This window comes from Streptomyces sp. NPDC046876 (assembly GCF_040645035.1).
Taxonomy (GTDB): Bacteria; Actinomycetota; Actinomycetes; order Streptomycetales; family Streptomycetaceae; genus Streptomyces.
In genome coordinates, this window is record NZ_JBEYXK010000019.1 from 1 (window position 1) to 12,744 (window position 12,744).

12 protein-coding genes are annotated in these 12,744 nt (G+C 73.3%); 4 read left to right on the forward strand and 8 right to left on the reverse strand.

Annotated elements, in window-relative coordinates:
• Positions 1 to 216: 216 nt before the first annotated feature.
• The 4 genes from ABZ924_RS13750 to ABZ924_RS13765 form a co-directional block, all read right to left on the reverse strand.
• Positions 217 to 831 carry a hypothetical protein gene (locus ABZ924_RS13750; protein WP_361907865.1) on the reverse strand — a complete coding sequence of 205 codons (615 nt, stop codon included), beginning with the start codon at positions 829 to 831 and terminating at the stop codon, positions 217 to 219.
• Between the two features lie 28 nt (positions 832 to 859).
• On the reverse strand, positions 860 to 2,059 hold the full coding sequence (mqnC, locus tag ABZ924_RS13755) for a cyclic dehypoxanthinyl futalosine synthase (protein ID WP_361907867.1): 1,200 nt from the start codon (positions 2,057 to 2,059) through the stop codon (positions 860 to 862).
• Positions 2,060 to 2,133: 74 nt separating this feature from the next.
• Positions 2,134 to 3,939 (reverse strand): protein kinase, encoded by a 1,806-nt coding sequence (locus ABZ924_RS13760; protein WP_361907869.1) that lies wholly within the window; start codon positions 3,937 to 3,939, stop codon positions 2,134 to 2,136.
• Between the two features lie 366 nt (positions 3,940 to 4,305).
• The gene (locus tag ABZ924_RS13765) at positions 4,306 to 5,157 is read right to left on the reverse strand and encodes a menaquinone biosynthesis protein (RefSeq protein WP_361907871.1); all 852 of its coding nucleotides are present in this window, start codon (positions 5,155 to 5,157) and stop codon (positions 4,306 to 4,308) included.
• Between the two features lie 237 nt (positions 5,158 to 5,394).
• Here ABZ924_RS13765 and ABZ924_RS13770 point away from each other — a divergent pair, with 237 nt between their 5' ends.
• Positions 5,395 to 5,598, forward strand: coding sequence for a cold-shock protein (locus tag ABZ924_RS13770; protein ID WP_019707740.1), 204 nt, complete (start codon positions 5,395 to 5,397; stop codon positions 5,596 to 5,598).
• 696 nt (positions 5,599 to 6,294) lie between these two features.
• On the opposite strand, the gene ABZ924_RS13775 is transcribed toward ABZ924_RS13770, so the two are convergent.
• Both ABZ924_RS13775 and ABZ924_RS13780 read right to left on the reverse strand, forming a co-directional pair.
• On the reverse strand, positions 6,295 to 6,642 hold the full coding sequence (locus ABZ924_RS13775) for a DUF1330 domain-containing protein (RefSeq protein WP_361907873.1): 348 nt from the start codon (positions 6,640 to 6,642) through the stop codon (positions 6,295 to 6,297).
• A gap of 81 nt (positions 6,643 to 6,723) precedes the next feature.
• Positions 6,724 to 7,704, reverse strand: a complete 981-nt coding sequence (locus ABZ924_RS13780) for a helix-turn-helix domain-containing protein (RefSeq protein ID WP_361907875.1) — start codon at positions 7,702 to 7,704, stop codon at positions 6,724 to 6,726.
• Positions 7,705 to 7,828: 124 nt separating this feature from the next.
• Here ABZ924_RS13780 and ABZ924_RS13785 point away from each other — a divergent pair, with 124 nt between their 5' ends.
• Positions 7,829 to 8,758 (forward strand): NADP-dependent oxidoreductase, encoded by a 930-nt coding sequence (locus ABZ924_RS13785; protein ID WP_361907877.1) that lies wholly within the window; start codon positions 7,829 to 7,831, stop codon positions 8,756 to 8,758.
• A gap of 58 nt (positions 8,759 to 8,816) precedes the next feature.
• On the opposite strand, the gene mnmA is transcribed toward ABZ924_RS13785, so the two are convergent.
• A complete protein-coding gene (mnmA, locus tag ABZ924_RS13790; protein WP_361907879.1) occupies positions 8,817 to 9,956 on the reverse strand; it encodes a tRNA 2-thiouridine(34) synthase MnmA in 1,140 nt (379 codons plus the stop codon).
• Positions 9,957 to 10,025: 69 nt separating this feature from the next.
• On the opposite strand from mnmA, the gene ABZ924_RS13795 reads away from it, so the two are divergent.
• Positions 10,026 to 10,715 carry an N-acetylmuramoyl-L-alanine amidase gene (locus tag ABZ924_RS13795; protein ID WP_361907882.1) on the forward strand — a complete coding sequence of 230 codons (690 nt, stop codon included), beginning with the start codon at positions 10,026 to 10,028 and terminating at the stop codon, positions 10,713 to 10,715.
• Positions 10,716 to 10,815: 100 nt separating this feature from the next.
• Positions 10,816 to 11,559: a hypothetical protein gene (locus ABZ924_RS13800; RefSeq protein WP_361907884.1), complete on the forward strand. Its 744-nt coding sequence runs from the start codon at positions 10,816 to 10,818 to the stop codon at positions 11,557 to 11,559.
• A 16-nt stretch (positions 11,560 to 11,575) separates the two neighbouring features.
• On the opposite strand, the gene ABZ924_RS13805 is transcribed toward ABZ924_RS13800, so the two are convergent.
• Positions 11,576 to 12,739, reverse strand: a complete 1,164-nt coding sequence (locus ABZ924_RS13805) for a cysteine desulfurase family protein (protein WP_361907887.1) — start codon at positions 12,737 to 12,739, stop codon at positions 11,576 to 11,578.
• Positions 12,740 to 12,744: the final 5 nt, after the last annotated feature.

Sequence of the window (12,744 nt, forward strand, 5' to 3'; positions counted from 1 at the left end):
GCCCGGACCCGTCAAAGATCGGGGGCTCCGCCCCCGGACCCCGCGCCTCAAACGCCGGCGAGGCTGGATGAATCCAGCCCGCGCGGCGTTTGAGCGCACCGGGCGCGAAGCGCCCGGAACCGGGTCCGGGGGCGGAGCCCCCGGTTTCGGGAAGGGGCGGGGAGGGGACAGGCTCCGCGCAGCGGGAGCCGGCAGCGGCAGCGGCAGCCGGCCGGGTCAGCGGCGGCGGTGGAGGAGGCGGCCGCCGATGACGGTGGCCACGCAGGCGGTCGCGCCCAGCGCCGGCAACTCGGCCACCCCAGGGGCGGCGAAGACCGCGAACCGGGCGGGAGCCCCCGCCTCCAGAACCCCGAGGAAGGCTTCCTCGGCACTCGCCCGACCGGCGAACGGGTCCAAAGAGGCCGGCACCGCCGCGGAGGCGACCGGCGGCAGCAGGACCAGCCCTGACCTGGCCACCGCCGTCCGGACGGCCGGCACGGTGAGCCGCCCCGTCACGGCCACCACCCCCCGGGCCAGCAGCTTCTGCGTGCCCCGCCGCGCACTGCCGCCCCACCGGGCCTCGGTCAGCTCCGCCTCGGCAACGGCGGCAGCCTCGTACGCCTCGTCGGGGTAGTACGTCTCCTCCAGCAGCTCCCGCGCCCCGTGCACCACCAGCCCCGGCGTCAGCACCCCGGGCCAGCGCCGCACCCGCGCATGCGGCCGGGCCGCACCGAGCTCCTCGTACGGCCCGATGCCGGCGATCCGGTCGCCCTCGACGAGCACCGCCCCGCCGGGCACCGGCACCGCCCCGGCCCCGGCGACCAGCAGCTCCGCGGTGTGCAGCGTCAACACGGCAGCAGCAACAGCAACGACAACCGGCTCACTGCGCCGAGATCAGCTTCAGCTCGGGGTGCGCCGTGCCGCCCTCGATCGCCGTGGAGGAGATGTGCGAGACCACGCGGTCGTCGACCGGGTCGTTCGCCGGGTCCTCGTGGACGACGAGGTGCTCGTACGTCGTCGCGCGCTGCGCCGGCACGCGCCCCGCCTTGCGGATCAGGTCGATGATCTCCTGGCGGTTGGAGCGGTGCTTGGCGCCGGCCGAGGAGACCACGTTCTCCTCGAGCATGATCGAGCCGAGGTCGTCCGCGCCGTAGTGCAGGGAGAGCTGCCCGGCCTCCTTGCCGACGGTCAGCCAGGAGCCCTGGATGTGGGCGATGTTGTCGAGGAAGAGCCGCGCGATCGCGATCATGCGCAGGTACTCGAAGACCGTCGCCTGGGTCCGGCCCTTGAGGTGGTTGTTCTCGGGCTGGTACGTGTACGGGATGAACGCGCGGAAGCCGCCCGTGCGGTCCTGCACCTCGCGGATCATCGCGATGTGCTCGATGCGCTCGGCGTTGGTCTCCCCGGTGCCCATCAGCATGGTGGAGGTGGACTCCACGCCCAGGTTGTGGGCGAGCTCCATGATCTCCAGCCAGCGCTCGCCGGACTCCTTCAGCGGGGCGATCGCCTTGCGCGGCCGCTCCGGCAGCAGTTCGGCGCCGGCGCCCGCGAAGGAGTCCAGGCCGGCGGCGTGGATGCGGCGGATGGCCTCCTCGGCGCTGACGCCGGAGATGCGGGCCATGTGGTCGACCTCGGACGCGCCGAGGGAGTGGATGACCAGCTGCGGGAAGGCCTTCTTGATGGCGGAGAAGTGCTCCTCGTAGTACTCCACGCCGTAGTCGGGGTGGTGCCCGCCCTGGAACATGACCTGCGTGCCGCCGAGCTCGACGGTCTCGGCGCAGCGGCGCAGGATGTCGTCGAGGTCGCGGGTCCAGCCCTTCTTGGTGTCCTTCGGGGCCGCGTAGAAGGCGCAGAACTTGCACGCCGTGACGCACACGTTGGTGTAGTTGATGTTGCGCTCGATGATGTACGTGGCGATGTGCTCGGTGCCGGCGTAGCGGCGGCGGCGCACCGCGTCGGCGGCCTGGCCCAGCGCGTGCAGCGGGGCGTGCCGGTAGAGGTCGAGCGCCTCCTCCTTGGTGATCCGGCCCCCTGCGGCGGCGCGGTCGAGGACAGACTGGAGAGCGGCCTGGTCGGTCACCGGTGCGTCACCCTTCGGCGGTGTGTCAAGAGGTCCGGACCGAGCCAGCCTACGCCAGGGCCCGTGCGGGGATTTCACGGGATGCGGGTGAGGTCGCCCTCCGGGTTGCCTGCGGCGCCGTCGCCCGAGCGGTAGTGCAGCTTTCCGTTCGCCTTGAGGGTGAAGCGCTCGTCGTCGGAGCCCTTGGAGCAGATGCCCGGAGCGGGGTTGGGGTTGCCGGTGCTGTCCAGGATGACGGAGCGGTCGGTGGCGGAGCCGAGCTTCCAGTTGCCGCTGCAGTCGGTGTCGAAGCCCGGCAGGACCGACTTGTCCCGGCCGACGACCTCGCCGACCTTGCCGGCCTTGATGGTGATCTCGAACTCGGTGCTGACGCCCAACCGGGCCGTGGTGACCGTGCCCTTCCAATGCCCGACCAGCTCCTTGGGCACGTCGTGCCGGGTCCCCATGCTGCCGCCCCCGCCCCCGCTCTCGCTCGCGTCCGGAGTCGGTGTGGAGGGCTCGTCCGAGTCCGAGTCCGAGGGCCTCGGGGAGGCCTCGTGCGACTCGGAGGCGGACGGCGGAGTGGCCGCCGCTCCCCCCTCCTTCGCGCTGCCGCCGCCGGGCAGCAGGCCCAGCCCGTACAGCCCGCCGGACAGGGCGGCCAGTACGGCGGCCGCGGCGACGACCACCGTGCAGCTGAGGCGCCGCCCGGCCGCGGTGACGGTGACCTTGCTGCGTCCGGCTCCGGCGCCGTCGCCGTCGCCTGCGCGGCCGGGCGCGGTGCGCGGCTCGGGCACGGAGGCCGCGCCGCCGGTCTGCGTGGGCGTCTGCCCCGGCGCCGGCGTCGGCGCCCCGTACGGGCCCGCCGGCGGGGCGTACGAGGCCCCGGCCGGGTCCCCGTAGGAGGGGTCGGGCGCGCCGAAGGACCCGATGCCGGGCCCGCCTACGGGCACCCGGTCCCCGTACGAGGGCGTCGCGAACGGCACCCGCCCCGGCTCGTCCTCGGGCGCGGCGGCCTCCAGGTCGAGCAGGGCCACGGCCGCGCGGCTCGCCTCCTCCAGTACGGGCGCGGGCAGCCGGCCCGGGGCGAGCAGGGCCCCTTCGAGGGCCGCCGCGACCTGCTCCGGGGTGGGCCGGGCGGCGGCCGACTTGTCCAGGCAGGCCGCGACCAGGTCGCGCAGCCCGTCCTGAGCGGGGACCTCGTCCAGTTCGGGCGCCTCGTGGACGACCTTGTAGAGCAGGGTCGCCGAGTTGTCGCCGGTGAAGGGGGGCCGCCCGGTCGCCGCGAAGGCCAGCACCGCGCCGAGGGAGAACACGTCGGCGGCGGCGGTGACGCCCTTGCCGAGGATCTGCTCGGGCGACATGTAGCCGGGCGAGCCGATGGAGACCCCGGTGGAGGTGAGGGAGGCGGTGCCGTCGGTGGCCCGGGCGATCCCGAAGTCGATCAGGCGGGGCCCGTCGACGGTCAGCATCACGTTCGAGGGCTTCACGTCGCGGTGGACGAGCCCGAGGCCGTGCACGGCCACCAGGGCGCGGGCCAGGCCTTCGCCGACGGCCCGGACCGAGCCGTGCGGGAGCGGCCCGTGGGCGGCCACCGCGCTGGCCAGTGAGGGCCCTGCCACGTACCCGGTCGCCACCCACGGCACCGGTGCCTCGGGGTCGGCGTCCAGTACGGGCGCGGTCCACTCGCCGCCGACCCGCCGCGCGGCCTCGACCTCGCGGCGGAAGCGCTCGCGGAACTCCGTGTCGGACGCGAAATGCGGGTGCACGATCTTGACGGCCACCGTCCGTCCGCCCGCGCTGCGGCCGAGGTACACGCGCCCCATGCCGCCCGAGCCGAGCCGGCCCAGCAGCCGGTATGCGCCGATGGTCCGCGGTTCGTCGGCCTCGAGCGGCTGCATCGCGTCCCCCTCCCCCGTGGTGCTTCGCGTGTGCCTTCGCCTGGCGGGCGTGATCCGCAGCGGACCGCCCAGCAGCACCTTAGGGGTGATCAGGGACCGGCCGGGGCCGTTCCGCCCGGCTCGGGGGCCGCACGCGGGCCGGCGGAGGCCCCGGAGGTCGCCATTTCTTTTACGGCCGGGCATCCGGAATGCGAAAAGGTCCGGAATTCACGGGAAACAAACCGGACCGCCGACGGAGTCCGATAAACCGATCACCACACGACCGCGGGCCGATCGCCGGACGGCCGCCGGAAGACCGCCGGGCGACCGCCGGACGACCGCCGTACCGATCACCCAATCGATCACCGAAACCGGGCGCGGAAACGGTCAGGACACCGTCAGCAGCTCCACGCGGACATCCGCCGGATACCCCGTCGCGGAACCCGTACGGCGGGCGAATTCCCTTACGCCAGCGAGCTGTTCCGGCCCGAAGCGGAAGTCGAGCGTGGTGAAGTACCGCTCCAGCAGGGCCGCGTCGAAGGCCTCCCAGCGGGCCGCCTGCTCGGCCACCTTGGCGACCTCCTCCAGGGAGATGTCGCGGGACTCCAGGAAGGCCCCGTGCACCTCGCGGACCACGCTCGGCTCGCGGTCCAGGTACTCCTTGCGGGTGGCCCAGACGGCGAAGACGAACGGCAGCCCGGTCCACTCCTTCCACATCAGCCCCAGGTCGTGCACCTCCAGGCCGAGCCGGGGAGCATCGTGCAGCGAGGCGCGCAGCGCGGCGTCGCCGATCAGCACGGCCGCATCGGCCTCCTGCATCATCAGCCCCAGGTCGGGCGGGCAGGAGAAGTAGTCGGGCCGGACCCCGTACTGCTCGGACAGCAGCAGCTGGGCCAGCCGAACGGAGGTCCGGGAGGTCGAGCCGAGGGCGACGCGGGCGCCGTCGAGGCGGTCCAGCGGCACCTGGGAGACGATCACGCAGGACATCACCGGGCCGTCGCAACCGACCGCGAGATCGGGGAAGGCGACCAGCTGATCGGCATTGCGCAGGAACTCCACCAGGGTGACCGGCGCGATGTCGAGCTCGCCCCGCACGAGCTGCTCACTGAGCTTCTCGGGCGTGTCCTTGCTCAGCTCCAGGTCCAGCAGCGTGCCGGTTCTGGCCAGTCCCCAGTAGAGGGGAAGGCAGTTCAGGAACTGAATGTGGCCCACGCGGGGCCGGCTGCGATAGAGGTCCACATCGCGAGACTAGCCGGAGGCCCTCCGTCAGCCTTCCCGCGGGTCTCAAACGTCCGGGTGACGTGATCTTTCCCTCTGGTCTCCGCGACCCTCTGCGTGCTAGGCTCAACGCAAGTTGCAGTTTGGTTTCCCTTGCAGTACGAAGCCTGCGGAGAATGTGACCCGCAGGCTTTTGTAGTTTTCAGACTTCTTAGCAGGTTCTGGAGCAGGGCGACCCTTTGGCCCATAGGAGGGCTCATGGCTACCGGAACCGTGAAGTGGTTCAACGCTGAAAAGGGCTTCGGCTTCATCGCCCAGGACGGCGGCGGCCCGGATGTCTTCGTCCACTACTCCGCGATCAACGCGTCTGGCTTCCGCTCCCTCGAGGAGAACCAGACCGTGAACTTCGACGTCACGCAGGGCCCGAAGGGTCCCCAGGCGGAGAACGTCACCCCGGTCTAATCGACCCGGGCCAACCGTCGCGGTTGGAAAGCAGTACCCAAGGAGCCCTGCCCCTCCGCCTACGCGGACGGGGCGGGGCTCCTGCCTTTTCCCTCCGGGGGGCGGGCGCGGCTCCGGGGCCCGGCCCGGGCGGCCGGATGCGGGGTGCGGGCGTGGGGGGGGTGTGCCGCTGCGCGGAGCAGTTCCCCTCCCCGCCCCTTCCCGAAACCGGGGGCTCCGCCCGGACCCTCCCCCAGCTACCGCTGGGGGTACCCCCAGCCTCAAACGCCGGCGAGGCTGGAATGGCCGGACCCCCGCTGGATATGCAACGGCATGCACCGTCCGGCCCCGGCGGCGGGCCGACCGAGGCCGACCCAGCGCGCAGTCCGGTCTGGCCGTCGTAGGACCAGCGCACCTCCCAGCCCGTCCAGGCGAGCCGCAGCAGTTCCAGCGCTGCCGCGCGGGTGCGCATCGATGTGCAGGGTGCCTCCCAGGCGAAGGCGAGGAGGACCTTGCGGCGGGGGTCCGCCAGGACGCCCGCCTCGACCGAGTCGTCGGCGGAGGGGAAGCCGGCGGCCGGGGCCGTGCGCTCCTCGAGCAGGGGCACCAGGACGTCGGGCCCTGCGAGGAGGTCGAGGTCCAGGCCGATGGCGCCCCAGGTCTCGGTGGTGCTCCGGTAGGCGTGCGGGCCGCCGAGGGCGTACGTGACGCGGTGGCTCACCGCAGTCCCGCGGCTTCGCCGATCTTCGCGGCCGTCTTCGCGGCGTCGTAGTCGGCCGGGACGCCGTCGACCAGGAGGATGTCGGCCTCGATGTGGCGGGTGCGCAGGGGGAGGATCTCCTGGTAGGCCTCGGAGGCGTACCAGGCGCGGGCGAGCTCGATGTCCGGGAAGGCGATGATCACGAGGTCGCTGTGGAAGGCGCCCTCCAGGACCTCGACCGGGTTGCCGTGGACGAGGAAGCGGCCCTCGAAGGGGTCCATGGTGGCCTGGATGGTCTCGATGTAGCGGAGGATGTCCTCGTTCATCGTCTCGGGACGGATGTGGCCGATGGCGTACGCGGTCATGGCTGCTCCAATTGGCCTGTTCGGGCGGGCTGTTGGACCATCCTCACAGACGCCCGGCCGACGGGTCGATGACCTCCGGGGTCATGCCGTGGCCGCCGCCGGGATGCCGGGGCCGAACGTGCGGCGGTAGGCGATCGGGGAGATGCCGAGCGCGCTGCGCATGTGCTGGCGCAGGGAGTTGGCGGAGCCGAAGCCGGAGCGGTGGGCGACCAGGTCGACGGGGAGGTCGCTGGACTCCAGCAGGTGCCGGGCGACTTCCAGGCGCTGGGCGGTGAGCCACTGGACCGGGGTCATGCCGACCTCGTCGCGGAAGCGCCGGGTGAAGGTGCGCAGGCTCATCCGCGCGTGGGCGGCCAGCTCGGCGAGGGTGAGGGGCTCGGCGAGCCGCTCCAGGGCCCAGGCGCGCGTGGCGGTGGTGGTGGCGGCGGTGGGTTCGGGGACGGGCCGGTCGATGTACTGGGCCTGCCCCCCGTCGCGCCACGGCGGTACGACGCACAGCCGGGCGGCGCGGTTGGCGACGGCGGTGCCGTGGTCGGCCCGCACCAGGTAGAGGCACAGGTCGATGCCGGCGGCGACGCCGGCCGAGGTGAGGATGTCGCCGTCGTCGACGAAGAGCACGCCTTCGTCGAGCCTGACCCGGGGGAAGGCCCGCCGGAACTCCGGCGCGTGCATCCAGTGGGTGGTGGCGGCCCGCCCGTCGAGCAGCCCGGCGGCGGCGAGCACCTCCGACCCGGTGCAGATCGACACGATCCGGGTGCCGGGGCGGATCGCGGCGAGGGCCTCGGCGATCGGCTGCGGCAGCGGCTCCCCGTGCAGCAGCCCGCTCATGGCGTGGGTGGGCGGCACGATCACGGTGTCGGCCGCGGCGAGGGCCTCGGGACCTGCGCCGACGCCGACGGTGAAGCCCGCGTCGCTGGTCACGGGCAGGCCGTCCGCGGTGCAGACGGTGACCTCGTACAGCCGGGCGCCGTCCTCGTCCCGGGCGTTGCCGAAGACGCGCGACGGCATCCCGAGCTCGAACGGGGCGACGCCTTCGAGGGCGAGTACGGCTACACGGTGCATGGCCAGATTCTGTCACATGGTGGCCGTCCGGCCATCACCATGCGGTCGCGCGGGCCGCCAAGCTGGTGTCATCGGCCGGTGAAACCGATCCGGAACACCGCAAAGCATTACGAAGGAGATATCCATGCGCGCCGTCGTCATCAGCCAGTGGGGCGGACCCGAGGTCCTGACCGAGGTCGAGACGGACCGGCCCGAGCCGGGCCTGAACGAGATCCTGGTACGGGTCCACGCGGCGGGCGTGAACCCGGTGGACTGGAAGACCCGGGCGAGCGGCGCCCTGGTCGACTGGGCCGAGGTCCCGATCAGCGGCTGGGACGTCTCGGGCACCGTCGAGGCGGTCGGGCCCGGCGTGACGCTGTACCGCCCGGGCGACGAGGTGTACGGCATGCCGCTCTTCCCGCGGCAGGCGGGCGGCTACGCCGAGTACGTGGTCGGCCCGGCCCGGCACTTCGCCCGCAAGCCCGCCTCCCTGGACCACGTCCAGGCGGCCGCGCTGCCGCTGGCGGCCCTGACCGCGTGGCAGGCGCTGGTGGACACCGCCGGGGTCACCGCCGGGGACCGGGTGCTGGTGCACGCGGCGGCGGGCGGGGTGGGCCACCTGGCGGTCCAGATCGCCAAGGCGCGCGGCGCGTACGTGATCGGCACGGCGAGCGCGGGCAAGCACGGGCTCCTGCGCGAGCTCGGCGCGGACGAGCTGGTCGACTACCGCGCCGAGGACTTCGCCGAGGCGGTCTCGGACGTGGACGTGGTGCTGGACACCCTCGGCCCGGAGGTGGCGCAGCGCTCGCTGAAGGTGCTGAAGCCGGGCGGCCGGCTGGTGTCGCTGACCGGCCCGGACGCGATCCCGGCCGGGGCCGCGGCGGACGGGGTGGACGCGTCCTGGGTGCTGGTGGAGCCGGACCTGAAGGGCCTGGAGGCGATCGCGGCCCTGGTCGAGCAGGGCCGGCTGAAGCCGCTGGTCGACACGGTCCTGCCGCTGTCCGAGGCCGCGAAGGCCCACGAGATCGGCGAACGGGGCCGCACCACCGGCAAGATCGTCCTGACGGTGGTCTGAGCCCGGGCCCCCGCCCGCGCCCTAGCCCCGAGCCGCTGCCGTCCCGTGCCGGGGCGGCTCAGCGGGCGGCGGCCGCCCCGGCGCGGGTGGTCGTGGCGATGGTGGCGGAGCCGACGACGCGGGTGCCGTCGTAGAGGACGATCGCCTGGCCGGGGGCCACGCCGCGGACGGGCTCGGTGAAGGTGACCTTCAGCTCGCCGTCGACCAGCTCCGCCGAGACCTCCGTCTCGCCGCCGTGGGCGCGCAGCTGCGCGGTGTACGTCGCGGGGCCGCCGGCGGGGGCGGTGCCGCACCAGCGGGGGCGGATGGCGGTGAGGGCCTCGACGTCGAGGGAGGCGGCCGGGCCGACGGTGACGGTGTTGTTCACCGGGGAGATGTCCAGGACGTAGCGCGGCTTGCCGTCGGGGGCGGGGTGGCCTATGCGCAGGCCCTTGCGCTGGCCGATGGTGAAGCCGTAGGCCCCGTCGTGGGTGCCGACCTTGGCGCCGGACTCGTCGACGATGTCGCCCTCCGCCGTGCCGAGGCGCTTGGCCAGGAAGCCCTGGGTGTCGCCGTCGGCGATGAAGCAGATGTCGTGGCTGTCGGGCTTCTTCGCGACGGCCAGGCCCCGGGCCTCGGCCTCGGCGCGGATCTCCTCCTTGGTGGTGATCGTGTCGCCGAGCGGGAAGAGGGCGTGGGCCAGCTGCTTCTCGTCGAGGACGCCGAGCACGTACGACTGGTCCTTGGCCATGTCGGAGGCGCGGTGCAGCTCGCGGGAGCCGTCCTCGTTCTCGACGACGGTGGCGTAGTGGCCGGTGCAGACGGCGTCGAAGCCGAGGGCGAGGGCCTTGTCGAGCAGCGCCGCGAACTTGATCTTCTCGTTGCAGCGCAGGCAGGGGTTCGGGGTGCGCCCGGCCTCGTACTCGGCGATGAAGTCCTCCACCACGTCCTCGCGGAAGCGGTCGGCGAGGTCCCAGCAGTAGAAGGGGATGCCGATGACGTCGGCCGCGCGGCGGGCGTCACGGGAGTCCTCGATGGTGCAGCAGCCGCGCGCGCCGGTCCGGAAGGACTGCGGGTTCGCGGAGAGCGCCAGGTGGACGCCGGTCACGTCGTGCCCGGCTTCGACGGCGCGGGCGGCGGCGACGGCGGAGTCCACGCCGCCGGACATGGCGGCCAGGACACGAAGGGGGCGGGAGGTGCGCGGCAGGTTCTCAGTCATAGCGCCTTCCAGGGTACGGGGGAACCGGCCGGGGCCCCAGCGCGTTCTGGGCTACGGGGGGTGGATCACATGGGGGGCACGGAGGAGAACGGCCGGGGGACGGGCAAGCGGACCGGGCGGGGGCGGATCCGCAGGGCCGTGCTGTTCGGCGTGCTCGCGGTCTTCGCGGTGGCGGCGATCGCCGGGCGCGACGAGGTGGGGCGCGCCTGGTGGATGCTGCCGGGGGTGTCCAAACCGCGCGTGGAAGGCGCGCTGGACCACGAGGAAGCGAGCTGGACGGCGGCATCGCCGGCGAACTGGCGGAGGGCGGACCGGCCGGACGACTACCGGGTGGACCGGATCGTCGTCCATGTCACCGAGGGCAGCTTCGCCTCGTCGGTGGACGCGTTCAAGAACCCGTGGCACAAGGCGTCCGCGCACTACATAGTCCGCCAGGACGGCCACGTCGAGCAGATGGTGCGCGAGCTGGACGTCGCCTTCCACTCGGGGAACCGGTCGATGAACGAGCGGAGCGTGGGCATCGAGCACGAGGGGTACGTGGAGCGCCCGCAGGACTTCACGGACGCGATGTACGCGGCCTCGGCCCGGCTGGCCGCCGACATCTGCCGGAGGTACGGGATACCGGTGGACCGGAGGCACATCCTCGGGCACTCCGAGGTGCCGGGCGCCGACCACACGGACCCGGGCCCGCACTGGGACTGGGACCGCTACCTGCGGCTGGTCCGGGCCGAGCTGGACGGGCGGCCCGGCAGCGGCTGAGGCGTGCCGGGCCGGAGCTCGTGCCGGGCCGGAGCTGCGGAGCCCGTCCCCCGGGCCTACGCTGATCTTGTGGCCTGCCCGGTGTTCCGGAGGTGAGGCGATGTCCAGGCTCACGCAGGTGGCGGCAGGGGTCGGCGCATGCGCCCTGCTGGTGGGGACAGCGGCGGCGCCGGGCGGGAACGGCATCGAGGACGAGCCGGCCCATGTGATCGCGGAGAAGGGACGACAGTCGCTCCTCGACGCCCGGTCGCTGCGCTGGCAGGGCCCGGCCAAGGACGACACGGACACCTACGCCGTGGACTTCCGCCTCGACAGGAAGGGCAACTGCGTCGGCACCGCCGTCCTGGCCCCGAACAAGGGCCGGGTGCAGATCATCAAGCACGGAAAGGACGTCTGGACGAAACCGGACGCGGCGCTCTTGGCGGAGCAGTTCTCGGAAGGGATCGCCACGTTGGTGCTCCGGGAACTGAACGGACGGTGGCTGCACCTCCGTCTCGACGACCCCGAAGACGCCCCTGCGTTCGTGGCCTCGTGCGACGTGTCCTATTTGCAGCGCCGGTTCATGGCGAAGCCGTTCACCGAGGACGACGTGGCAAAGGGCGGGAAGGCCCTCGTCAAGGGCGCGCCCGCAATCACGGTCACCGGCCGTTCCGGGGCCGACCGCGCCACGCTCTACGTCGCCACCGAGGGCAAGCCCCTCCTGCTCCGGATCCAGGGGAAGATCGGCGGAACGCAGGACGGGGCCTACTTCTCCGAGTACGACAAGCCCGTCCCCTCGAAGACGCCGTCGCCGGCCGAGAGCGTCGACGAGTCCGAATTCTGGAAGGTGAAGCCCGCGGACTAGGTCCGGAAGAGACGGGCTAGCTCAGGCCGGCCGTGCGGGCGCGCTCGACCGCCGGGCCGATGGCCGCGGCCACGGCGGCGACGTCCTCCCGGGTGGAGGTGTGGCCGAGGGAGAAGCGCAGGGTGCCGCGGGCCAGCTGCGGGTCGGTGCCGGTGGCCAGCAGGACGTGGCTGGGCTGGGCCACGCCGGCGGTGCAGGCGGATCCGGTGGAGCACTCGATGCCCTGGGCGTCCAGCAGGAGCAGCAGCGAGTCGCCCTCGCAGCCGGGGAAGCTGAAGTGGGCGTTGGCCGGGAGCCGGTGGTCGGGGTCCCCGCCGAGTACGGCGTCGGGCACGGCCGCGCGGACGGCGCGGATCAGCTCGTCCCGCAGTGCGCCGACCTCGGCGGCGAACCGCTCGCGCCGCTCGGCGGCGAGGACGGCGGCCACGGCGAAGGCGGCGATGGCGGGCACGTCGAGGGTGCCCGAGCGGACGTGGCGCTCCTGGCCTCCGCCGTGCAGGACGGGTACGGGGCTCTGGTCGCGGCCGAGGAGCAGCGCGCCGATGCCGTACGGGCCGCCGATCTTGTGGCCGCTCACGGTCATCGCGGCGAGGCCGCTGTCGCCGAAGCGGACGTCGAGCTGCCCGACGGCCTGGACGGCGTCGGAGTGCAGGGGGACACCGAACTCGGCGGCGGCCGCGGCCAGTTCGCGGACCGGCATGACGGTGCCGATCTCGTTGTTGGCCCACATCACGGTGGCCAGGGCCACGTCGCCGGGGTTGCGGGCGATGGCCGCGCGCAGGTCGTCGGGGTCGACCCGGCCGTGGCGGTCCACCGGGAGGTACTCGACCTCGGCGCCCTCGTGCTCGGCGAGCCAGTGCACGGCGTCGAGGACGGCGTGGTGCTCGACGGGGCTGGCGAGCACCCGGGTGCGGGCCGGGTCCTGGTCGCGGCGGGCCCAGTACAGGCCCTTGACGGCGAGGTTGTCGGCCTCGGTGCCGCCGGCGGTGAAGACCACCTCGCTCGGGCGGGCCCCGAGCGCCTCGGCGAGGGCCTCGCGGGCCTCCTCGACGGTACGGCGGGCGCGGCGGCCGGCGGCGTGCAGGGAGGACGCGTTCCCCGTGACGGCGAACTGCGCGGTCATCGCCGCAGCGGCCTCCGGGAGCATCGGAGTGGTGGCGGCGTGGTCGAGGTAGGCCATGATCC

Bases quoted from the DNA above. Each gene is read 5' to 3' on its own strand.
- ABZ924_RS13760 (WP_361907869.1), bottom strand. From the start codon at position 3,939: ATGCAGCCGCTCGAGGCCGACGAACCGCGGACCATCGGCGCATACCGG.
- mnmA (WP_361907879.1), bottom strand. From the start codon at position 9,956: ATGACTGAGAACCTGCCGCGCACCTCCCGCCCCCTTCGTGTCCTGGCC.
- ABZ924_RS13795 (WP_361907882.1), top strand. From the start codon at position 10,026: ATGGGGGGCACGGAGGAGAACGGCCGGGGGACGGGCAAGCGGACCGGG.
- ABZ924_RS13800 (WP_361907884.1), top strand. From the start codon at position 10,816: ATGTCCAGGCTCACGCAGGTGGCGGCAGGGGTCGGCGCATGCGCCCTG.
- ABZ924_RS13770 (WP_019707740.1), top strand. From the start codon at position 5,395: ATGGCTACCGGAACCGTGAAGTGGTTCAACGCTGAAAAGGGCTTCGGC.
- ABZ924_RS13785 (WP_361907877.1), top strand. From the start codon at position 7,829: ATGCGCGCCGTCGTCATCAGCCAGTGGGGCGGACCCGAGGTCCTGACC.
- ABZ924_RS13805 (WP_361907887.1), bottom strand. From the start codon at position 12,739: ATGGCCTACCTCGACCACGCCGCCACCACTCCGATGCTCCCGGAGGCC.
- ABZ924_RS13780 (WP_361907875.1), bottom strand. From the start codon at position 7,704: ATGCACCGTGTAGCCGTACTCGCCCTCGAAGGCGTCGCCCCGTTCGAG.
- ABZ924_RS13775 (WP_361907873.1), bottom strand. From the start codon at position 6,642: ATGACCGCGTACGCCATCGGCCACATCCGTCCCGAGACGATGAACGAG.